Consider the following 21129-nt stretch of genomic DNA (forward strand, 5'->3'; position numbering starts at 1 on the left):
AGGCCCTTCCGCCGGATGGGTGGGTGGAGCCGCTGAACCCAAAGTTATAGACACCGCGCTTCGTTAGGAAGAATCGTCACCCCTAAAACTGGGGCGGGTCCAGAAAATCCCAAAGGTTTTTACAAGTTGCCCGAGTGAACCTGTTACGAGGGGGAGTGTACGCAAGGTGCCAGGCCCGCAGCAGCATGGGCCGTGATTTCCCGTATCCAGTCGGGATGGTTGTTCACGGACGGGCATAGGGACACAACTTTGGGGAGTGGTGGGGCTAGTGAATAACCCTATGCAGTTAGACGTGGACTATACGTTTTTTCGCATGGCCGGGCGCGGCAGAGGCCGCTGGACTTCCTGGCTTGGCGTAAGGCGGGGAGGTGGCCCTTCGGCCGGTCCCCGTCTGCACGGAGGGAAAAACCTGGGCTTCACTGCACTGACGGCGGCGCTGCTGCTTGCGCTGGGAGGTCTGGTGGTACCTGGCACGGCCTCGGCTGCTCCGGGCGATGTCGGGGTTGAGGGTCCCTCGCATGCAGGGACTGGTACTCCGACGGGCACGAAGCGGCAGACGAACGCCTTGTGGTTCAACGACGGGACCTGGTGGGGGAACCTGTGGGACACTGCCACCTCGGATTTCCATATCTTCCGGTTCAACGCCGAGACGAGCTCGTGGGTCAACACCGGCGTAGTGACGGAGACGCGGGCGAACACTCATCATGACGTGTTGTGGGACGGAAGCACGTTGTTCGTGGCGAGCTATCGGTTCGTCAATGACGGTCTGCCGGCTGAGCCGAACTTCCCGTCGACGATGCGGCGTTACAGCTACGACTCGAGTACTAAGACGTACACGCTGGAAAGTAGTACGAACATCAACAACCACGCCATTGAGACCCTATCCATCGATAAGGACTCGACCGGCCGGGTGTGGGCCACGTGGCAGCAGGGGAACCAGATCTATGTGAACGTCACCGGCACCGATGGCACGACCTGGGGGACACCGTTCCCACTTCCTGCGGCGCTGGGCAACGTGTCTGTGGACGACGATTCCGCTCTGATCGCGTACGGACCCGGCAAGATCGGCGTGATGTGGAGCCGGCAGGTCGGCGACGCTACGGACGGCATGTACTGGAGCTCCCACGTCGACGGAGCCCCAGACACCGCCTGGAGCACACCTGTGGCGGCGGTGTCGGGCCAGCGCAGTGGTGATGACCACATGAACCTGAAGTGGCTGGACTCCTCGAGTGGCCGCGTTTTCGCCGCTACCAAGACGTCTTTCACGTCGGCGGGCCAGCCGCTGATCCAGCTGTTGGCATTCGACGGCACGGCGTGGTCGGCGCACACGATCGCGACTGTGTCGGAGTGCCCGAACCGGGTGATCGTCATGATCGATGAGAGCGCGCAGAGGCTTCGCACCTTCGCCACCTATCCCAAGCCAAGCGGCACGACGAACGCCGGTGTCTGCACCAGCTCCGGGGGCGCGATTTACGAAAAATCCACGCCAGTGGACAACATCAACTTCACTACCACCAAGACGGCCCGCATCGTGGATGCCGACCAGTATGTCCACAACGTAACGTCGACCAAGCAGAACCTCAACAGTACGGCGCAGGGCACGGCCAACAGCGGCCTGCTGGTGCTTGCCGATGTGAACGCTACAAGCCAGTACTGGCACTACTACGACTCCACTGGTGGCAGTGGTAACGACACAACGCCTCCGACGGTGACGAGTACGTCTCCGGCAGCCGGCGCGACCGGCACGGCGGCGACGGCGAATGTGACGGCAACGTTCTCGGAAGCGATGAACGCCTCGACGGTCACCTCCGCCACGTTCACGCTGACCGCCGGGACGACGACCGTGCCGACCGCTGTGACGTATAACAGCACGAACAGGGCAGCGACACTGAACCCCACTGCCGACCTGGCCGCGGGTGCGACGTACACGGCGACCATCAAGGGAGGCATCAATGGAGTGAAAGACGCGGCCGGCAACGCCTTGGCGGCAGACAAAACCTGGACCTTCACCGCTACCCTTCCCCCCACTACCAATCCGGTCACCTCCGGGCCGTCCATCCGCAGCGCAGCGGACGTCGTCGCTGCCGGATCCGACGGCGTGCTGTGGAACTACGCGGCAACCGGCCGGGGCGGGTTCCAGCCCCGGCAAAAGATCGGCGTCGGCTGGTCCGGGCTGAACAAGGGGTTCGTTGCGGACTGGAACAGCGATGGCGTTTTCGATCTCATTGCGCAATGGAAAGACGGTCGGCTGAGCTTCTACGCCGGAAGGCCCGACGGCGGATTCGCCGTCGGGCGGGTCATCGGACACGGCTGGGGCAGCTTCCGCATTACGGTCGGGCGCTGGCGCACAACCGACAGGTACCCCGGAATCGTTGGCTACGACGCCGCAGGGACCCTGTGGTACTACGGCAATAGCACCGGATCATTCCTGTCACCTCGCATCAGGAGCGGAACCGGCTGGGGCGGCCTGTACCTCACCATGACTGATTTCGACCAGGACGGGGCGCAGGATCTTCTGGCCAAACGCAGCGACGGCAGGCTGGCGCTGTACCGGTCCACCGGAAACGGCGGCTTTGCTTTCGAAGCCAGGCGCACCGTCGGCACCGGCTGGAACAGCATCAGCAGCATCACCAGTGTGGCCGGGTTCACCACGGGAAGTTCCGGGCTCATGGCCCGGCTCAGCGACGGCCGACTCGCCAACTACCCCTTTAGCAAAGGCACCTGGGGTGCCCGGACCTTTGTAGGCCGAGGCTGGACCCCCTACAACATCTTCCGTTAGAACCAGCCCCGGTCGCAGCCGCTATCCTGCTACCCATGCGACAACCAGGAGTGCTCCCACGCACAGGATGGTGGTGCAGAGGATTACGTCGCGGGCCACAGTCATGCCCCGGCCATAGGGCGAGGCGAAGAGGAAGACGTTCTGAGCGGTGGGGAGGGCCGCCATGATCACGCTGGCCAGCAGATGCTGCCCCTCCAGGCCAAAGACAAAACGCCCCAGCAGCCAGACGATCGCGGGCATGCCGGCGATCTTCAGGAACGTGGCCACGAGCGTCTCTGTCCGGCCGTCGTCCTTCTGCAGCGGTGCCCTCCCGGCGAGCGATAGGCCAAAGGCGAGAAGCACCATGGGGACGGCCCCGCCGGCCAGCATGTCGATGGGCTTCTGTAGCAGGTCCGGTTCCTGCCAGCCCGTCAATGCCACGACGACGCCGAGTGCAGACGCGATGATCATCGGGTTGGACAGCGGCTGGAGCAGCACCTTCTTCCACGAGATCCGGGCGCCGCCAAAGGTCCCCAACAGGGTGAGGTAGAACGGGGCCAAAACCAGGAGCTGCACTAGCAGCACAGGCGCCACGTGCTGGGCGGTGCCGACGGCGTACAGCGAGACCGGAATGCCGATGTTGTTGGCGTTCGCGTAACTGCTGGCCATCGCGCCGACGGCGGTCTCCGCGGCCGGGCGCCGGAAGAACAGGAAGCTCAACAGCCAGTAAAGAAGCCCCACCGCCGCTGCCGAAAGCAGCGCCAGCGGAGCGTCCGTTCCGAGTGCGGCCCGGATATCGGAGCCGGCCACCACGGTGTAAAGCAGGGCGGGGTTGGTGATGTAGAAGGCCGTGCGCGTCAGCGCACCCTGGACCTCGGGACCCAGAATGCGGAACCTTGCTGCGAGGTAACCGACGGCGATGACTGCCGAAACGATGAGTATTCCGGAGACAACGCCGCCCACACTCTGCCCTTCTATTTACCTGCATGTTGGGGTCCCGCACGGCCGTCTCCAGTTGCGCAGGGAGGGCGGCCGTGCGGAAGGTTAATAACCTACCGGACCAGGCAGGGCCGCTTCGGGTCGAAGGACCAGCCGTCGATGTAGTACTGCATGCCGATGCTGTCGTCGCGGGCATCCAGTCCATGCTGCAGGTACAGCTGGTGCGCCTTGTCCAGCGCCTCGCGGTCCAGTTCGATGCCGAGCCCGGGCGCGGCCGGAACCTCGATGGCGCCGCCCTTGATCTGCAGCGGGTTCTTGGTGAGGCCCTGCCCGTCCTGCCAGATCCAGTGCGTGTCCAGCGCGGTGATTTCGCCCGGTGCTGCCGCGCCCGTGTGGGTGAACATGGCCAGCGAGATGTCGAAGTGGTTGTTCGAGTGCGAGCCCCAGGTCAGGCCGAACTCGTTGCACAGCTGCGCCACGCGGACAGAACCGTGCATGGTCCAGAAGTGCGGGTCCGCTAGCGGGATGTCCACAGCGTTGTTGCGGATGGCGTGCGCCATTTCGCGCCAGTCCGTGGCGATCATGTTGGTGGCCGTCTTCAGGCCGGTGGCCCGGCGGAACTCCGCCATGACCTCGCGCCCGGAAAAGCGGCCTTCAGCGCCGCAGGGGTCCTCGGCGTAGGCCACGACGCCCTGCATCCGCTTGCCCAGCCGGATGGCCTCCTCAAGCAGCCAGCCGCCGTTCGGGTCCAGCGTGACACGGGCATCGGGGAAACGCTTGGCCAGTGCGGTGACCACGTCCACTTCGTCGTCGCCGGACAGCACGCCGCCCTTGAGCTTGAAGTCGCTGAAGCCATAGCGCTCCTGCGCGGCTTCCGCCAGCGCGACGACGGCTTCCTGAGTCATTGCCTCCTGGCGGCGCAGTTCCCCCCATCGGTCCGACGGCGCGTCCTCCACGAGGTACGGCAGATCCGTCCGCTTGTGGTCACCGACGAAGAACAGGTAGCCCAGCATCGGCACGGACGTGCGCTGCTGGCCGTCGCCCAGCAGTTCGGCCACCGGGACGCCAAGGAACTGGCCGTGCAGGTCCAGCAGCGCGGACTCGACGGCGGTGACGGCGTGGACGGTGGTGCGCAGGTCGAAGGTCTGGAGGCCGCGGCCGCCGGCGTCGCGGTCCGCGAACTCCGCGGCGATCTCGCGCAGCAGCGAGCGGTAGCGGGCCACCGGCCTGCCGGCGATCAGCGCGCCGGCTTCCTCGATGGTGGTGCGGATCTTCTCACCGCCCGGGACCTCGCCGAGGCCGGTCCGGCCGTCGGAGTCGGTCACGATGACCACGTTCCGGGTGAAGAACGGCCCGTGGGCGCCGCTGAGGTTCATCAGCATGCTGTCGTAGCCCGCAACCGGGACGACCTCGACGCGGGCGATTGTCGGCTGGGCGGTCATGCGTTGACCTCCTCTTTCTCTGCCTGTGCGGCGTCGGCAGCGATAACCGTGCCGTCGATCCGGCGGTTCAGCTGCCACGGGTTGGCATCCTGCAGCGGTGCGGGCAGCAGTTCCTGGGGCAGGTTCTGGTAGGCGACCGGCCGGAGGAACCGATTTATGGCCAGCGTACCCACGGAGGTGGTGCGTGCGTCCGACGTGGCGGGGAAGGGTCCGCCGTGGACCATGGCGTGTCCAACTTCGACGCCGGTGGGCCAGCCGTTCACGATGATGCGCCCCACCTTCTGTTCCAGTGCGGGGATCAGGCGTGCCGCCGTCGGGTAGTCCTCTTCGGTGAGCTGCAGGGAAGCGGTGAGCTGCCCCTCGATCCGGTTGGTGGCCTCCACCAGTTCCTCGGCGGAGGAGTAGCGGATCACCAGGGACGCTGCACCGAAGATTTCCGCGTGCAGCACCTCGTTGCTGATGAAGTCGCGGATTTCCGTGCCGTAGATGGCGGGTGCGGGCGCGTTCTCGGTGGGGCCGGGGGTTCCGGTCCCCACGACCGTCACGTTCTCGGCGGCGCCAAGCGCTTCGGTCCCGGAGTTCCAGGAGCCGGCGATGCCGGCGGTGAGCATGGTCTGTCCGGCACAGGCGGAAACAGCGCGGCCGACGGCGGCAGCCAGTTTGTCACCTGCCTCACCTGCCGGGGCGAACAGCAGGCCGGGGGAGGTGCAGAGCTGGCCGGAGCTGCCGGTGACGGCAGTGACGTACTGCTGCGCCAGGGCGTCAACGTCACCCTTGAGCGCGCCGGGGAACACGAATACCGGGTTGAGAGAGGACATCTCCGCGTATACGGGGATGGGCTCAGGGCGCGCGGCGGCGGTGCGCATCAGGGCGATCCCGGCGCTCTGGGAACCGGTGAAGCCCACGGCCTTGATGGCCGGGTCCGCCACGAGAGCCTGGCCGATGCTGCTGCCCGGACCGTAGATCAGGGAGAAAACGCCCGGGTGCAGACCGAGATCGGCAACGGCCTTGGCGATGGCCTGGCCCACGAGCTCGCTGGTGCCGGGGTGGGCGTTGTGCGCCTTGAAAACCACGGGGCAGCCGGCGGCGAGGGCAGAGGCGGTGTCCCCGCCCGCCGTCGAGAAGGCCAGCGGGAAGTTGCTCGCACCGAAGACGGCCACAGGACCGAGCGGGATCTGGCGCTGGCGGATGTCGGCGCGGGGCAGCGGCGCCCGGTCCGGCAGCGCCGGATCGATGCGGACGCCGCGGAAGTCGCCCTGGCGGACAACGTTCGCGAACAGCCGCAGCTGTCCGGTGGTGCGGGCGCGTTCGCCCTGCAGCCGGGCGGCGGGCAGGCCGGTCTCCTGGCCGGCACGGACGATCAGGTCGTCGCCGATGGCTTCGATGTTGTCCGCAATGGCGTCCAGGAACGCGGCGTGGGTTCCGGGGTCAAGCGTGCTGAATGACTGGAAGGCCTCGGCGGCTGCGGCGGTGGCGGCCTTGAGCTGCTCCTCGCTGAGCAGGGTGTAGGCGGGCTCGAGCTGTTCGTTGGTGGCCGGGTTGAAGGCGAAGGTGGTCTTGCCTTCGCCGGCAACGGTTTGTCCGGCAATCAGGGAGTGTCCGGTGAGGGTCACGGTTTGTTCCTCCTGGGTAAATAGGTGGAGCCGGGGGATGGGCCGGCAGTGAGGCGAGGGCCGGCTAGGAGACCTTAGCGATGAGTGCCTTGAGGTCGGCCAGGTCCTGCGGCGCAAGGTTCTGCAGCGGGGGACGGACGCCGCCGGCGGAACGGCCGATGGCGTCGAGGCCGCCCTTGACGATGGACACGGAGTAGCCCTTCACGCGGTCGCGGATGTCCAGGTACGGGATGACGAAGTCGTTGAGCTTCTGGTTGACGGCGACGCGGTCCTGGTTGCGCACGTCCTGGTAGAAGTCTAGGGCGAACTGCGGAACGAAGTTGTACATGGCGCTGGAATAGGTGCTCATGCCCAGCTGCAGGAGCGGCAGCGCGAAGGTCTCGGCCGTGGGGAGGCCGCCGAGGTAGAACAGGCGGTCGCCGAGCTTTGCGTAGACGCGGGCATCGTGCTCGAGGTCGCCCACGCCGTCCTTGAATCCGATCAGGTTCTCGTGCCGGTCGGCCAGCGTGGCCACGGTGGTGTCCTTGTAGATGGCGTTGGCGCGGTTGTAGATGATGACGCCGAGGGAAGTGGCGCTGCAGACCGCGCTGACGTGCTCGATCAGGCCGCCCTGGTCCGCTTCGGTCAGGTACGGCGGCAGCAGCAGGATGCCCTCTGCGCCGGCGGCCTCGGCAGCCTTGGCGTTTTCGATGGCCTGGGCGGTGGAGCCGCCGGCGGAAGCCAGAACGGGGACGGTGCTGCCGACTTCCTCGACGGCGGCGCGGACCACCCGGGCCGACTCGGCCGGGGTGAGGGAGAAGCCTTCACCCGTGCCACCGGCAGCAAACAGGCCGGCAACGGGGTAACTGGCCTGCCATGCCAGGTGCTTGCGGTAGTTTTCCTCGTCGAACTGCAGGTCTGCATCAAAGGAGGTCACGGGGAAGGACAGCAGCCCGTCCTTGAGGGTGTTGGCGAGTTCCTGGGGTGAAAGTTTAGCCACGGGATTGTCCTTGGAGTCGGTGCCGGGAGCGGCGGGAGTGTTGGTGGTTCCCTTTCAGACTAGGGACACTCGTCTATGCCTGTCTAAGTGCATTTTTGTATCTATTGATACCCTCGGCGCATTGAGCGAAGGCGAGCCATTGATTAGCCGGCTGCAAACTCAAGGTCGCGCAGCAGGCGCACCAACGCAGGGTTCTTGGCGTCCCTGTTCCAGATGGCATGGAGTTCCACGGGCTCCTCTTCGCCGCTGGCCAGCCGCAGGAATGACACACCGCGGATTCCCAGCGCTGTTGCCGAGTGCGGCACGAAGGCCACGCCGCGCTTCGCTGCCACGAGCGAGACCATGGTGAGGATCTGGCTGACCGTGTGCACCACGTTCTCGTGCCGGATATCGTGCAGGCGGACCACGAGGTCATAGAAGTACCGGGCCTGAGTGGGGGAGTGCATGATGAGCGGCTCGTCCTTGAGGTCCTCGCTCTGGATATCCCGCTTGAGGTCCGCGAGCGGGTGTGATGCAGGAACCGCCAGCACCATCGACTCGCGGTACAGCAGGTGGGAGTCGAAAACTTCAGTGTCGAAGGGCGGCCGCGCGAGGCCCATGTCCAGTTCGCCGGTCAGTAGGCCCTGGATCTGCTCGCCCGTGACCAGCTCCTGGAGGTCGATGTCCACATCGGGCACGATTGCGCTGATCTCCTCCAGCAGGGGGCCCAGGATGCTGAACCCGCTGGCGGCTGTGAAGCCGATGCGGAGATGGCCCTGCCGGCCGGAGGCAATACGCCGTGCCGTCACAGGTGCCCGGCTGGCCAGTGCCATGAGCCTGCGGGCCTCATCAAGGAAGGCGCGTCCAGCGGCGGTCAGCTCAACCCGGCGGTTATCCCGATCGAGGAGTTCTGCCCCCACCGTTTTTTCCAGTTTCTGGATTTGGCGGCTCAGCGGCGGCTGGGTCATGTTGAGGCGCTCGGCGGCCCGGCCGAAGTGCAGTTCCTCGGCGACGGCAATGAACCCTGTCAGCTGGTCGAAGGTAAACATGATGCCCTCCCGGTATTACTTGATGCATATTTGGGCTTAGACATGCATCATAGCGCCTCCCTACACTCGACCTAGCGAACCGGCAGTGACCCGGTTCACACAGACCGTCGGGCTGAGGCAGCCCGTAGTGCAAACGAGGAGTTTCAATGATGCACTTCCCCACCCGCCGCGCCATTCTTGGAGCGGCATCGGCCATCACCCTGCTGGCCACGACCGCATGCGGCAACGTTGCCGGCGGCAGCAGCGATTCATCGAAGTACCCCAACGGCCCTGTCAACCTGACCGTGGGCCAGGCACCCGGCGGCAGCACCGACCTCATCGCACGGGCAGTCTCGGAAGGCGCGGCCAAGACCCTTGGCGCCCCGATCCCCGTGGTCAACAAGCCAGGCGCCAACGGCGCACTCGCCAGCAAGGAGGTGGCGGGCAAGCCGGCCGACGGCCAGAACCTGCTGCTGATCAACGCTTCCCTGATCACTATCACCCCGCTGGCCGTGACCCCGGACGAGGCCGTCAACATCGACGACTTTGACATCATCACCGGCCTGTCCCAGGACGACTACGTTCTGGTTGCCAGCGAAAAGTCCGGCTTCAAGTCCATCAAGGACCTGACCTCGGCCGGCCGCAACATCACCTACGGCACCACCGGCGTCGGCACCGGCAGCCAGCTCGCCCAGACCGTCCTGTTCAAGCAGGCCAACGTGAAGGGCACCGACGTCCCGTTCGACAGCGGCAAGCCCGCCCTGACCGCCGTCCTCGGCAACCAGGTGGAAGTCACCACCATCCAGCTTGGTGAAGCGATGCCGCAGATCCAGGCCGGCAAGGTCTCCCCGCTGCTCGTCTTCTCGGAGGCCCGCAACTCCTTCCTGCCGGACACGCCCACCGCCAAGGAATCCGGCTACGACGTCCCGGTCGCCCAGTACCGCGCAGTCGCCGCTCCCAAGGGAACCCCGCAGGAAGTCAAGGACAAGCTCCTTGCCTCCATCCAGGACACCCTGAAGTCGGACGCGTACAAGGAGTTCAACAAGAAGAACATGCTGACCCCGAAGGCAATCTCCGGTGAGGAAGTAGTCACCCAGTGGAAGGACTACGCAGCCAAGTACAAGGCCCTGGTGGAGAAGTACGACATCAGCCTTGCCGGGAACAAGTGAGTCCAGTGCAGGCAGCATCACCGGTATCCGGCGGAGGGAACAGCTCCAGCACTGTTTCCTCCGCCGGGAACGGCACCAATGACCTTCCCCTCGCCGAGCCGGACGATCTGACTCCGGAGCAGCTGGCAGCCCAGTGGGAGGAAGAAAAGCCCCCGGCCGCCGGCGCGCTGGCCAACGTGGGATCCTCCCTGGTGGTCATCGGCGTCGGCATCGGAGCCGTGGTCCTGTCCATCGCGATGGGCCTGGGCACACCGGCCGCCCCGCAGCCCGGCCTGTGGCCGTTCCTGATCAGCTGCGTCATGGTGGTCCTCGGGCTGTTCCAGCTGATCATAGGCCGGCATAACCGGGACGCGGAGAAGTTCACCCGCATGTCCGTAGCGCCGCTGACCGGTCTGGTCACCCTGGCCGCCATGGTGGCGCTCATGCCCGTGGCCGGCTTCGAACTGCCGGCCCTGGTGCTGTGCATCATCTGGATGCGCTTCCTCGGAGGCGAAACCTGGCGCTCCACGCTGGTGGTCAGCGCCGTCGTCGTGGCAGCTTTTTACGGCATCTTCGTGATGGCGCTCAACACTTCCATCCCCCACCTCTTCTAGGAGACCACCGTGGATTTTCTAAATCCCGTGATCAACGGATTTGCAGTCGTCCTGGAGCCGATGAACCTCCTGTACTGCCTGATCGGCGTCGTCATCGGCATGCTGATCGGTGTCTTGCCCGGTCTGGGGCCCGCGGCAACCATCGCCATCCTGCTCCCGCTCACATACAACGTTGAGCCCGTCACCGCCATCATCATGCTGGCTGGCATCTTCTACGGTGCCCAGTACGGCGGCACCATCACCTCGGTGCTCCTGCGGCTGCCCGGCGAAGCATCCTCGGTGGTCACTGTCTTCGACGGCTACCAGATGGCTAAGCAGGGACGGGCCGGCACGGCCTTGGGCCTGGCCTCCATTGGCTCGTTCATCGGCGGCACCGCGGCCATCATCGGGCTGACGTTCCTGGCCCCGATCGTGGCGAGCTTCGCCCTGGACTTCGGTCCGGCCGAATACACCGCCCTGGCGCTGCTGGGTATCCTGCTGGTGGCCACCATCAGCAGCGGGTCCAAGACCAAGGCACTCATCGCGGCCGCCCTCGGCCTGCTGCTGGCGACCGTTGGCCGGGACATATTCACCGGTGAAAACCGGTTCACCTTCGGCAGCCTTGAGCTGGCCGACGGCATCGACTTCGTGCCGATCGCCATGGGAATCTTCGGCCTGGGCGAGATCATGTACAACCTCGAAGAGCGGCACCGCGCCGCGAAGGCGCCCTCCGCCGTCGCAAACGTCTGGCCCTCCCGGAGTGACCTCAAGCAGGCGTCCGGCGCCATTGGACGCGGCTCGGTCCTCGGCTTCTTCCTGGGCATCCTGCCCGGCGGCGGCGCCACCATCGCCTCGATGGCCTCCTATGCCATGGAGAAGAAGCGGGCCAAGCAGCCCGAGCGCTTCGGCAAGGGCGCGCCGGAAGGCGTGGCCGGACCGGAAACCGCCAACAACGCGGCGGCGACGTCCTCGTTCATTCCGCTGCTGACCCTCGGCATCCCGGCCAACGCCACCATGGCACTGATGTTCGGCGCACTGCTCATCCAGGGCGTTACGCCTGGGCCGCAGCTCGTGGAGCAGGACCCCGGACTGTTCTGGGGCGTGGTGAACTCCATGTACATCGGCAACATCCTGCTGCTGATCATGAGCCTGCCGCTAGTGGGGATCTTCGTGAAGATCCTGCGCGTCCGCGCCGCCATCCTGGCACCCATCACAGCGCTGATCACCCTGCTTGGCGCCTACACGATCAACAACAGCATGTTCGACGTAACGCTCGTGGTGGTCTTCGGGATCGTGGGCTACCTGATGAAGAAGTTCGGCTTCGAACCGGGTCCGCTGGTGCTGGCATTCGTGTTGGGTTCGCTGCTGGAAAGCTCCCTGCGCCGCGCGCTGCTGGTGTTCGGCGGCGACCCGCTCGGCTTCTTCAGCCGGCCGATCTCCGCCACGCTCCTTATTGTCTTCGTCCTCGTGGCCGCGCTCCCGGGCATCCGCTCGGCGCTGGCCAAGCGCAAGACCACCGTCCCTGCGCAAACCGCCGCCACAGAAATCAAGGAGAAGGTATGAGCATCATCGTTGGATTCGTCCCCACCCCGGCGGGGGAGGCCGCCCTCGCGGCAGGCATTGCGGAGGCCCGCCTCCGCAACCAGGACCTGGTGATCGTCAATTCCGCCCGTGAAGGCGCCCTGGTTGACAAGTCCGTGGCACCGGACGATGTCCTGGCCAAGGCCTCCAGGCAGGCAGCGGACGCAGGCGTCACGGCCCGGGTGATCCAGCCGCCCTACCAGCATGACCTGGCGGATGAGTTCCTCGACGTCGCCCGGGAGGAAGACGCCTCCCTGATTGTCATCGGGCTGCGGCACCGCACGCAGGTGGGCAAGTTCATCCTGGGCAGCCACGCCCAGCGCATCCTCATGCAGGCTGACCGTCCCGTTTTGGCCGTGAAGGCCGACGGCGGCCAGTTTTAGTACCCGAAGCACCGCTTGGTAAGAGGCGGGCCGGGCTCCCGTTCAGGATCCCGGCCCGCCTCAGCCATATCCCCGCACTTTACAAGGAAAGCCCCATGTCCACTTTGATCGCATCCACGCCCCGCCAGCACCGTTTGCGGACGCAGCCAGGCTCCGGTGGCGAGCCCGCCCGCCTCAACCCGCTCGAGCCCGTCCCCAACTGGTGCAAGCTTTCGCGTGCCGACGAGGTGACCGTGTGCCGCGACCGCCGGAAGGTGGCGGCCGGCCGCGTTGACATGGTGTCCCTGGACGGCAGCGTTTTCTGGATCATCCAGGAGGGCGGAAAGGGCCGCGCCATGGTCCACCAGAAGGATGGGCTGACGGTCTTCCGGAAAGCCGGCAAGGCCCGCCGTCCCCGGCATTACGGGAACTAGCCCGCCACCGCGCGGCCAGGATCACCGTGCCGTGACGTCGGACTCTTAAGGCGGCTTCAAGGAATAGCCGCGACCGAAAAGACCTTTCCTTAAGCGGGCTCCGACAATCGGTGGCCTCGTGAAAGGACATCTTTGCCTACTGCCTTCATCCCGTTCACTATGTGCGCCACGGTCCGAGACGACCACACTCGCTCCTTCCGCACCGACTTGGAACGCCTCACTTCCACCCAGCGTGGCTGGGTGCCGTTGGACATGGTCAAGTCCACCAATTCCAAGGCGCTCCTCCGCGGTGCGGTCCCGCAGAGCGCTCATACTGCCACCGACGCGAGTCTTGCCCGCTACCTCCAGACCCGGCTTGCCGCCGACACGGACATCCATCTGGACCTCACGGTGAGCATCGAGCGGTAAAGGACTTTCGTGCAGCCCCGGACCTTTGGGTCCGGGGCTTTTTTGTGCAGCGACACGAACGTTCCGGCAGGCATAAGCTAATACCAGAAGGTCGCTTCCAGCCCCGGGGAGCTCATCGTGGAAACTGAAACCGCCGACGTGATCGGTCATGACGTCACCACCATCACCTGCGTTTGCGGCAACACCGTCAGCAAGGACGGACTGATACAGGCCAACTCGCAAGGCGTCCCGGTTTACGTCGGCGGAAACACCTCCGTCCCCGTCGAGCTGGCGCAATGGCCCGCCGATGAGGATCTTTACACCCTCTGTCCCTCATGCGGCCGCGTATACCGTGACACGACAATCGAAGAAACAGGCACCGCGCCCGTTGCCTTCCGGGTGGACGTCACCGTTAGCCCGATTGCAGAGGCAATCCGAGCCCACTGGAACCTCAGCACGTAGGCCCGACTGGCCCGGCTCGCCCCGGTGACGGGGGAGCAGCGGAGGACGGTGAGCCGACCGGCTGTCAGAACCGCTGAGGCAATAGTCGATATTCCCGCCGCCGTCGACATAGGGTGGGCGGAGCGGACAAGCGTGAATACTCTCCAAATGCCGGGGTACGGAAAGACTTGAGAACACCCCGGGGATGCCACGCAGGAACCACCGATAAAGGAGCAGTCTGTGCGGGAAGCAAGCTTCAACCAGAGCGTTTCAGCAGCCGATGAGTTTGACGGCGAGAGCAACGGATTCGGACCCGAGGCAGGAGCGGTCCCAGCCGACGAAGCGGTTCCGGCCGACTCAGCAGCCGAGGCGGCCGAAGCGCCGGAATTGGCCGAAGCAGGCGAAGCGCCGGAAGTCACCGAGGCGGCCGACATCACCTACGATGAGCAGTTCTATCCCGCGCGTCCCAAGGCGCTGAGGCCGATCGCCCGCCGTCGCCAGTTCTTTGCGGACCGCCCATCGCTCGAATTCGACGGGCGCAACGCGGCCTACGTCGAGTGGCTGCGGAACCAGGCCATGCTGGGGGACGCGAACGTTATGGCACGGCAGCTCTCCGGCCAGGCCAGCATGTGGCAGAACTCGTATGCCCATCCCAACCCGCGGGCGGCCGTGGAACGCGCCCCCGTCTGGTTTACCGCCTACCCCCTGTCCTTCATCACCCGGCCGGGCCAGTCCTTCCTCTCGGCTTTGGGGGATCCTGAGCTGTGGGATGCTTTCCGCGAGATCGGGATCAGGGGCCTGCACACCGGTCCCGTCAAGCTCGCCGGCGGCATCAGCGGCTGGTCGCAGACGCCGAGCGTGGACGGGCACTTCGACCGCATCAGCATGGCGATCGACCCGGTGTTCGGCACCGAGGACGAATTCCGCAAAATGTGCGAGGTCGCGGCCGACCACGAAGGCACGGTGATCGATGACATCGTTCCCGGCCACACCGGCAAGGGGGCCGACTTCCGCCTGGCCGAGATGAACTTCCGGGACTACCCGGGCATTTACCACATGATCGACATCCCGGAAGAGGACTGGCACCTGCTGCCGGACGTTCCCGAAGGCGAAGATTCGGTCAACCTCAGCCCCGACGCGGAGCAGGCACTGCAGGAGGCCGGGTACATCATCGGCCGGCTGCAGCGCGTGATTTTCTACGAACCCGGGGTCAAGGAGACCAACTGGAGCGCCACCCGCCCGATCGTGGACACAGCCGGGAAAACCAGGCGCTGGGTCTACCTTCACTACTTCAAGGCCGGCCAGCCGTCCATCAACTGGCTGGACCCGACCTTCGCGGGCATGCGCCTGGTGGTCGGTGACGCGCTGCACTCGCTGCTCGACCTGGGCACGGGTGCGCTGCGGCTGGACGCGAACGGGTTCCTGGGCGTGGAGAAGAGCGCCGAGGAGCAGCCGGGCTGGTCCGAGGGGCACCCGCTGTCCGAAGCGGCAAACCAGCTGATCGGGTCCATGATCCGCAAGGTGGGCGGGTTCTCCTTCCAGGAACTCAACCTGACCATCGACGACATCAAGGCCACCTCGGAGGCGGGTCCCGACCTTTCCTACGACTTCGTCACCAGGCCGGCCTACCACTACGCGCTGGTGACCGCCGACACGGAGTTCCTGCGCCTGACCCTGCGGCTCGCTATGGAAATCGGCGTGGACCAGGCATCACTGGTCCATGCCCTGCAGAACCACGATGAACTGACCTATGAGCTGGTCCATTTCGCCGCCGGCCACAAGGACGACGTCTTCGAACTCAACGGCCAGGAACTCACCGGCGCCGAGATTGCGGAGCATGTCCAGCAGACCCTGCGGGAAAGGCTGACGGGCCCGGACACCCCGTACAACGCCTTGTTCACCACCAACGGCATCGCCTGCACCACGGCCAGCGTCATCATGGCCGCCCTGGGCATCCAGGACCCGGAGAACCTCACCGACGAACAGCAGGCCCAGATCCTGGACGTCCACATCCTGCTGTCCATGTACAACGCCCTGCAGCCCGGTGTCTTTGCCCTGTCCGGCTGGGACCTCACCGGCATAGTCACTCTTGACCGCCAAAAGGTACGGGAACTCACCGCACAGGGAGACACCCGCTGGATCAACCGCGGCGCACACGACATCATGGGCACCAGCCCTGAAGCGACGGCCTCCTCCGCCGGCATGCCGCGCGCCCGCAGTCTCTACGGCCCGCTGCCCGACCAGCTCAAGGACCCGGCGTCCTTCGCCCGGCGGCTGCAGAAGATCCTTGCCGTCCGGGAAGAAAGCGGCATTGCCACCAGCACCCTGCTGGACGTGCCGGAAGTATCCCAGCGCGGCCTGCTGGTCATGGTTAACAGGCTGGGGGACGGGAACCTTCAGGCCACCGTGCTCAACTTCTCCGGCCAGGACATCGCGGGCAGCATCCAGTCGACCCACCTGGTCCCCGGCAGCAGCGTCCACGACCTCTTCAGCGGCGAGCCCGTGGGGCAGGTTGACGACCTGCACAGCTTCTTCCTGGAGCTGGGCGCCTATCAGGGCACGGCACTGGTCCTGAAGGAAGGCGAAAGGGAGGACGACGCCGAGTGAGGCGGCTCTGACCCGGGAAGCGCACCCACCGAGCCCCGGCGGACCAGCGTGGCGTGGAACTCCGGCGCCGGGGCCAGAGGCGGGCGGCCCTCGATCTGCCTAATCAGGGCGCTCGCCGCCGCGGCCCCCATGTCGTAGACAGGCTGCGCCACCACCGTCAGGGGTGGCGTGGTCAGGCGGGTCCAGGCGAAGTCGTCATACATCAGGAACGACACGTCATCCGGGATCCGGAGTCCCATCTCCTGGATGGCTTCCACCACGCTGAGGGCAATCAGGCCGTCTGAAGCCACGACGGCGGTGGCCGGGTCAGCGCCGAGCAGCACCTCGCGCGTGAGGTTCCGGATGGAGCCGGCATCCCCTGCGTTGAGCCGCACGAGGTCCCCCGGGAACTCGCACCGCGCGTCACTAAAGGCCCGCCGCATCCCCTCCAGGCGGTCCGAGATTTGCGATGAATCCAGCCGCGTCCCCTCGGAGTACTCAACGTCGGTGCGCAGCGTCGAGATGAAGGCGATCCTTCGGTGCCCGGCATCCAGAAGATAGCGCGTTGATTCGTACGAGATGGTGGCCATGTCGACGGCGACCGTCTCCAGCCCGAGGCCATCAGCAGAGCGGTCCAGAAGCACCAGCGGGCGGCCTGATTCGTGGACCCGCCGCAGGTGCTGCGTCTCCACCGACGACGCCGGCGCGACGATCAGGCCGTCGACCCTCTTGTCGAGCAGCACGCGGACAGCGTCCACTTCCGCCGCGGTGTTCTCGTCCGTGTTGATCAGGATGACGTTGAACCCGCTCTTCTTGGCGGTGTCCGTGATCCCCCTGGTGGCCAGGCCGAAATGCGGGTTCTCGATGTCGCCCACCACTACGCCGATGGTGTGCGATTTCCCGGTATTCATGCTGCGTGCCAGCTCATTCGGCCGGTACTCCAGTTCCTCCGCGGCGGCAAGAACCCGCTCGCGGACGTCGTCGCTGACGGCACCGTAGTTGCCCAGCGCGCGGGCGGCTTGGGCTTTGGAGACCTGGGCAGCTTTTGCGACGTCGGCAACTGTTACGTCCCGCCGTCTTGCTCCGTCACTGCTCATGTTCACCTTTCAGAGGGGCTGTTGACGCGGCGTGTGAGTTCCGCTACATTTCTAGCAATCGATGTGAGTCCGGTCTCAATCGTAGGGACTGAGACCGGACTCAGCAAGAGCTTCATCGACCAAATCCTTCGGCGGCCCCTGACAGCACCGCTTTCCCTCCCACGATTGGACAACGCTGTGATCAAATTGAACTTCCGCCCCGCCGCGGTGGCTGCGGCCGCACTGGCGGCCATCCTCGCCCTCTCCGGCTGCGGCGGGTCGTCCTCCGCCACCTCCAGCCCGGCCGAGAACCCGTACGGGCTGATTGAACCGGGCACCATCCGGGTGGCTAGCCTGGGTGACTCAAAGCCGTACACCTTCACTGACGCGCAGGGTAATTTCACGGGCTTCGATGTCGAATTGTTCAAGGACGTGGCCCACCGGGCAGGTGTAGACAAAGTGGTCTTCACCGGTCAGGACTTCTCCGGTCTGCTCTCCGCCGTGGCAAATGGCCAGTTCGACGTTGGCGTGGCCGCGATCGGCATCACGGACAAGCGCAAGGAAACGGTTGACTTCTCCGACGGCTACCTCGCGGGCTACCTGACGGTCATCACCACCAAGACCTCGGGCATCAAGGATGTCGACGGCCTCAACGGCAAGCGCCTGGGCGTGGTGCAGGGAACGCTTCAGGAAGCGTACGCCGTCAAGAACTTCACCTCTGCCAGCCTGGTGCGCTTCCCGGACAACAACACCGCCGTCGCCGCCGTCAACAGCGGTTCCGTGGACGCCCACTTCCTCGACTACGAGGCCGCCAAGGCCTACGAGAAACAGTACGGCCTGATCAGCGCGGCTGACATCCCGTCCTTCGACGCCCCCGCTGGCTTCGCCATCGCCAAGGACAAGCCTGCCTTCAAGGAAGCGCTGAACAAAGGCCTCGCCGCGGCAATGGAAGACGGCACCTGGAAGAAGCTCTACCAGAAGTGGTTCCCGGGTTCCCCGATGCCTGAGCAGTACCTGCCCAAGGCCGAGCAGACCGCCACCCCGGCGCCAACCGCAAGCAAGTAAGCGGCAGCCGAGCCGATTCACCACCGCCGGGCGGGCTGCACCCACAGCCCGCCCGGCACCCGAACCGAACAACTAACGTCTGAGAGCAATCAATGGACTGGCTCAACATCATCGGCCGCACCTTCTTCGACTTTGAAGCAATGCTCGAGGTGCTGCCCCAACTCCTCGGGGTTGGCCTTCTGAATACGCTGATCATCTCCGTCGCAGCGACCATCCTTGGCGTCGTGCTGGGCATGGTGGTGGCTGTCATGGGCATCTCGAGGTCCCGCTGGCTGCGCATTCCGGCCCGGATCTACACCGACCTCTTCCGTGGCCTGCCCGCAATCCTGACCATCCTGCTGATCGGCCAGGGCTTCGCCCGCTTCAGCCAGTCGATCTTCGGGCCCTCGCCCTACCCGCTGGGAATCATCGCGCTGAGCCTCATCGCCAGCGCCTACATCGGCGAAATCTTCCGCGCCGGCATCCTCAGCGTGGACAAGGGCCAGGGCGAGGCCTGCCGGGCGCTGGGCATGAGCTATGCCAAGTCGATGGCCCTGGTGGTGGTCCCGCAGGGTGTCCGCCGCGTCCTGCCGGCTCTAGTCAACCAGTTCATCGCCATCGTCAAGGACTCCTCCCTGGTCTACTTCCTGGGCCTGCTGGTCAGCGAACGCGAACTCTTCCGGGTGGGCCAGGACGCCGCCGTGCTCTCCGGCAACCTCTCGCCCCTGGTCATGGCCGGCATCTTCTACCTGGTGATCACGGTGCCCCTGACCCACCTGGTCAACTTCTTCGACAACAGGTTCCGCACCGGCCGCCGCCGGCCCACCCCGCCCATGTCCGGCCTGAAGGAAGTCACCGAACTCGACGCGGCCTCGCCGCTCACCACCGGGAGCAACACATGAACCTCACAAGCGCCAACACCAGCACCAGCAACAGCAAAACAGTAGCTGACATTGAGACGTTCCACGGCTCCAGCCTCGAGCTTCAGAACCTGACCATGGCCTACGGGGACATCGAGGTCCTCCGCAACGTCAGCCTCTCGGTCGCCCCCGGCACCACCACCTGCATCATCGGCCCCTCAGGCTCGGGCAAGTCCACCCTGCTGCGCGGCGTCAACCGGCTGCACGAACCCAAGAGCGGCGACGTGCTGCTGGCCGGCGAAAGCGCCCTGCAGGTCAGGCCGGACACCCTCCGCCGCCGGATCGGCATGGTGTTCCAGCACTTCAACCTCTTTCCGGACCACACCGCACTGGAAAATGTGGCGCTGGCCCTGTGGAGTGTCAAGGGCATGCCCAAGGCCGAGGCCATGGAACGCGCCCGCCGCCGGCTGGCCGAAGTAGGCCTGGCCGAACGCGCCGACCACCGGCCCCGCGACCTCTCCGGAGGCCAGCAGCAGCGCGTGGCAATCGCCCGCGCCCTGGCCATGGAACCGGAGGTAATGCTTTTCGACGAGGCCACCAGCGCTTTGGACCCGGAACTGGTCAAGGGCGTCCTGAACCTGATGGCCGGGCTCGGCCGGCGCGGCATGACCATGCTGGTGGTCACACACGAGATGGGCTTCGCACGCAAGGTCGCTGACCAGGTGGTGTTCATGGACGAAGGCGAAGTCGTTGAGGCCGGAACACCGGCCGAACTCTTCGACAACCCGCGCAGCGAACGCCTGCAGCGCTTCCTCTCGGAGGTGCTGTGATGGGGAACGGTACAGCGGCACCCATCCGGACTGCCGTCGTCGGTTTTGGAATCTCCGGCAAGGTTTTCCACGCCCCGCTGCTAGCGGCGGATCCGCGGTACTCACTGGACGTGATCGTGACGGCGGACCCGGCACGCGCCGCCGACGCGGCCCGGCTTTACCCGCAGGCGCGCATCCTTCCGACGCCGGAGTCGCTGTTCGCCCAGGCCCGGGAGCTGGACCTCGTCATCCTGGGCACTCCGCCACACACCCACTTCGACCTGGCGGCTGCAGCCATTGCACACGGCCTCCACGTGGTGGTGGACAAGCCCTTCGTGCCCACCTCCGCCCAGGGGGCGGAACTGATCGCACTGGCGTCCGACGGCGGGGTGCAGCTCACGGTGTTCCAGAACCGCCGGTGGGATGCCGACTTCCTGACCCTGCAGAAGCTGCTGCGGTCGGGGGCTGTGGGCGAGGTGCGCACCTTCGAATCACGGTTCGAATGGTGGCGGCCGGAGGGTTTTGGAAACTGGCGGGACAGCGTCTCGCTTGCCCAGGGCGGCGGAATCCTCCACGACCTCGGCGCGCACCTGATCGACCAGGCCATCCAGCTGTTCGGACCGGTTGAAAAGAGCTACGGCGAGACCGCCAACCGAGGCTCCGATCCAGGCGCCGCCGACACGGAAGCGTTTGTCTCCCTGCTCCACGGGTCCGGAGTCCGGACCAGGCTGTGGATGAACGGCATGGCAGCGCAGGTGGGGCCGCGCTTCCACGTCCTCGGCTCCGAAGCCGGCTACACGAAGTGGGGCCTGGACGGCCAGGAGCCCGCGCTCGCGGCCGGCATGCTGCCCTCGGATCCCGCCTACGGCATCGATCCCCAGGAGTCCTGGGGGCTTCTGGGAGTGGACGGGGCCGCCAGTCCGGTCCCAGCAGAGCGGGGTGCCTACCCCGAGTTCTATGTTCAGCTTGCCGCCGCCCTCCGCGGGGAGGGGCCGGTGCCCGTTGATCCGTCAGAGCCGCTCGAGGTTCTCAAAGTCATCGAAGGTATCCACGCGCTGGCCTGAGACTTA

At 65.7% G+C, this 21129-nt stretch carries 19 protein-coding genes; 13 read left to right on the forward strand and 6 right to left on the reverse strand.

The window, feature by feature from the left end; translation table 11 throughout:
- Positions 1-460 precede the first annotated feature (460 nt).
- Positions 461-2779 carry an Ig-like domain-containing protein gene (locus G9E11_RS13050; protein ID WP_311764369.1) on the forward strand — a complete coding sequence of 773 codons (2319 nt, stop codon included), beginning with the start codon at positions 461-463 and terminating at the stop codon, positions 2777-2779.
- 21 nt (positions 2780-2800) lie between these two features.
- Here G9E11_RS13050 and G9E11_RS13055 read toward each other — a convergent pair whose 3' ends face one another.
- The 5 genes from G9E11_RS13055 to G9E11_RS13075 form a co-directional block, all read right to left on the reverse strand.
- Positions 2801-3721 (reverse strand): AEC family transporter, encoded by a 921-nt coding sequence (locus G9E11_RS13055; RefSeq protein ID WP_190606369.1) that lies wholly within the window; start codon positions 3719-3721, stop codon positions 2801-2803.
- An 89-nt stretch (positions 3722-3810) separates the two neighbouring features.
- Positions 3811-5139: an enolase C-terminal domain-like protein gene (locus G9E11_RS13060; protein ID WP_190606371.1), complete on the reverse strand. Its 1329-nt coding sequence runs from the start codon at positions 5137-5139 to the stop codon at positions 3811-3813.
- A complete protein-coding gene (locus G9E11_RS13065) occupies positions 5136-6752 on the reverse strand; it encodes an aldehyde dehydrogenase (NADP(+)) (protein ID WP_190606373.1) in 1617 nt (538 codons plus the stop codon). The genes G9E11_RS13060 and G9E11_RS13065 overlap by 4 nt, the downstream gene beginning before the upstream one ends.
- 64 nt (positions 6753-6816) lie before the next feature.
- The gene (kdgD, locus tag G9E11_RS13070; protein WP_190606375.1) at positions 6817-7731 is read right to left on the reverse strand and encodes a 5-dehydro-4-deoxyglucarate dehydratase; all 915 of its coding nucleotides are present in this window, start codon (positions 7729-7731) and stop codon (positions 6817-6819) included.
- 143 nt (positions 7732-7874) lie between these two features.
- Entirely contained in the window at positions 7875-8759 is an 885-nt protein-coding gene (locus G9E11_RS13075; protein WP_190606377.1) for a LysR family transcriptional regulator, read from the reverse strand.
- 146 nt (positions 8760-8905) lie between these two features.
- Between G9E11_RS13075 and G9E11_RS13080 the strand changes: the two genes are divergently transcribed.
- The 8 genes from G9E11_RS13080 to treS all read left to right on the forward strand — a co-directional run bounded on the left by G9E11_RS13080 (position 8906) and on the right by treS (position 16291).
- Positions 8906-9907, forward strand: a complete 1002-nt coding sequence (locus G9E11_RS13080; protein WP_190606379.1) for a Bug family tripartite tricarboxylate transporter substrate binding protein — start codon at positions 8906-8908, stop codon at positions 9905-9907.
- 5 nt (positions 9908-9912) lie between these two features.
- Positions 9913-10500 (forward strand): tripartite tricarboxylate transporter TctB family protein, encoded by a 588-nt coding sequence (locus G9E11_RS13085; protein WP_190606381.1) that lies wholly within the window; start codon positions 9913-9915, stop codon positions 10498-10500.
- A 9-nt stretch (positions 10501-10509) separates the two neighbouring features.
- Positions 10510-12042 (forward strand): tripartite tricarboxylate transporter permease, encoded by a 1533-nt coding sequence (locus G9E11_RS13090; protein ID WP_190606383.1) that lies wholly within the window; start codon positions 10510-10512, stop codon positions 12040-12042.
- Positions 12039-12443, forward strand: a complete 405-nt coding sequence (locus G9E11_RS13095; protein ID WP_190606385.1) for a universal stress protein — start codon at positions 12039-12041, stop codon at positions 12441-12443. The genes G9E11_RS13090 and G9E11_RS13095 overlap by 4 nt, the downstream gene beginning before the upstream one ends.
- A gap of 95 nt (positions 12444-12538) precedes the next feature.
- The gene (locus tag G9E11_RS13100; RefSeq protein WP_190606387.1) at positions 12539-12856 is read left to right on the forward strand and encodes a hypothetical protein; all 318 of its coding nucleotides are present in this window, start codon (positions 12539-12541) and stop codon (positions 12854-12856) included.
- 132 nt (positions 12857-12988) lie between these two features.
- On the forward strand, positions 12989-13264 hold the full coding sequence (locus G9E11_RS13105) for a hypothetical protein (protein WP_190606389.1): 276 nt from the start codon (positions 12989-12991) through the stop codon (positions 13262-13264).
- 117 nt (positions 13265-13381) lie between these two features.
- Positions 13382-13705, forward strand: coding sequence for a hypothetical protein (locus G9E11_RS13110; RefSeq protein ID WP_190606391.1), 324 nt, complete (start codon positions 13382-13384; stop codon positions 13703-13705).
- A 366-nt stretch (positions 13706-14071) separates the two neighbouring features.
- Complete coding sequence (gene treS, locus G9E11_RS13115; protein WP_194718198.1) at positions 14072-16291, forward strand: maltose alpha-D-glucosyltransferase; 2220 nt, start codon at positions 14072-14074, stop codon at positions 16289-16291.
- Here the strand turns inward: treS and G9E11_RS13120 are convergent.
- Positions 16237-17367 (reverse strand): LacI family DNA-binding transcriptional regulator, encoded by a 1131-nt coding sequence (locus G9E11_RS13120; protein ID WP_190606395.1) that lies wholly within the window; start codon positions 17365-17367, stop codon positions 16237-16239. The two genes, treS and G9E11_RS13120, sit on opposite strands and share 55 nt — an antisense overlap.
- 177 nt (positions 17368-17544) lie before the next feature.
- On the opposite strand from G9E11_RS13120, the gene G9E11_RS13125 reads away from it, so the two are divergent.
- The 4 genes from G9E11_RS13125 to G9E11_RS13140 all read left to right on the forward strand — a co-directional run bounded on the left by G9E11_RS13125 (position 17545) and on the right by G9E11_RS13140 (position 21123).
- Positions 17545-18411, forward strand: coding sequence for an ABC transporter substrate-binding protein (locus G9E11_RS13125; RefSeq protein WP_190606397.1), 867 nt, complete (start codon positions 17545-17547; stop codon positions 18409-18411).
- A gap of 92 nt (positions 18412-18503) precedes the next feature.
- A complete protein-coding gene (locus G9E11_RS13130; RefSeq protein ID WP_190606399.1) occupies positions 18504-19292 on the forward strand; it encodes an amino acid ABC transporter permease in 789 nt (262 codons plus the stop codon).
- Positions 19289-20080: an amino acid ABC transporter ATP-binding protein gene (locus tag G9E11_RS13135; protein ID WP_284691182.1), complete on the forward strand. Its 792-nt coding sequence runs from the start codon at positions 19289-19291 to the stop codon at positions 20078-20080. The genes G9E11_RS13130 and G9E11_RS13135 overlap by 4 nt, the downstream gene beginning before the upstream one ends.
- Positions 20080-21123, forward strand: coding sequence for a Gfo/Idh/MocA family protein (locus tag G9E11_RS13140; RefSeq protein WP_190606402.1), 1044 nt, complete (start codon positions 20080-20082; stop codon positions 21121-21123). Before G9E11_RS13135 ends, G9E11_RS13140 begins: the two co-directional genes overlap by 1 nt.
- Positions 21124-21129: the final 6 nt, after the last annotated feature.

The organism is Arthrobacter ipis (assembly GCF_014694315.1).
GTDB classification, from domain to species: Bacteria; Actinomycetota; Actinomycetes; order Actinomycetales; family Micrococcaceae; genus Arthrobacter; species Arthrobacter ipis.

What these genes read in the sequence shown, in the direction of transcription:
- G9E11_RS13060 (WP_190606371.1), bottom strand. Translation starts at nt 5,139, where the DNA reads ATGACCGCCCAGCCGACAATCGCCCGCGTCGAGGTCGTCCCGGTTGCG.
- G9E11_RS13075 (WP_190606377.1), bottom strand. Translation starts at nt 8,759, where the DNA reads ATGTTTACCTTCGACCAGCTGACAGGGTTCATTGCCGTCGCCGAGGAA.
- G9E11_RS13080 (WP_190606379.1), top strand. Translation starts at nt 8,906, where the DNA reads ATGATGCACTTCCCCACCCGCCGCGCCATTCTTGGAGCGGCATCGGCC.
- G9E11_RS13095 (WP_190606385.1), top strand. Translation starts at nt 12,039, where the DNA reads ATGAGCATCATCGTTGGATTCGTCCCCACCCCGGCGGGGGAGGCCGCC.
- G9E11_RS13100 (WP_190606387.1), top strand. Translation starts at nt 12,539, where the DNA reads ATGTCCACTTTGATCGCATCCACGCCCCGCCAGCACCGTTTGCGGACG.
- G9E11_RS13120 (WP_190606395.1), bottom strand. Translation starts at nt 17,367, where the DNA reads ATGAGCAGTGACGGAGCAAGACGGCGGGACGTAACAGTTGCCGACGTC.
- G9E11_RS13130 (WP_190606399.1), top strand. Translation starts at nt 18,504, where the DNA reads ATGGACTGGCTCAACATCATCGGCCGCACCTTCTTCGACTTTGAAGCA.
- G9E11_RS13135 (WP_284691182.1), top strand. Translation starts at nt 19,289, where the DNA reads ATGAACCTCACAAGCGCCAACACCAGCACCAGCAACAGCAAAACAGTA.
- G9E11_RS13140 (WP_190606402.1), top strand. Translation starts at nt 20,080, where the DNA reads ATGGGGAACGGTACAGCGGCACCCATCCGGACTGCCGTCGTCGGTTTT.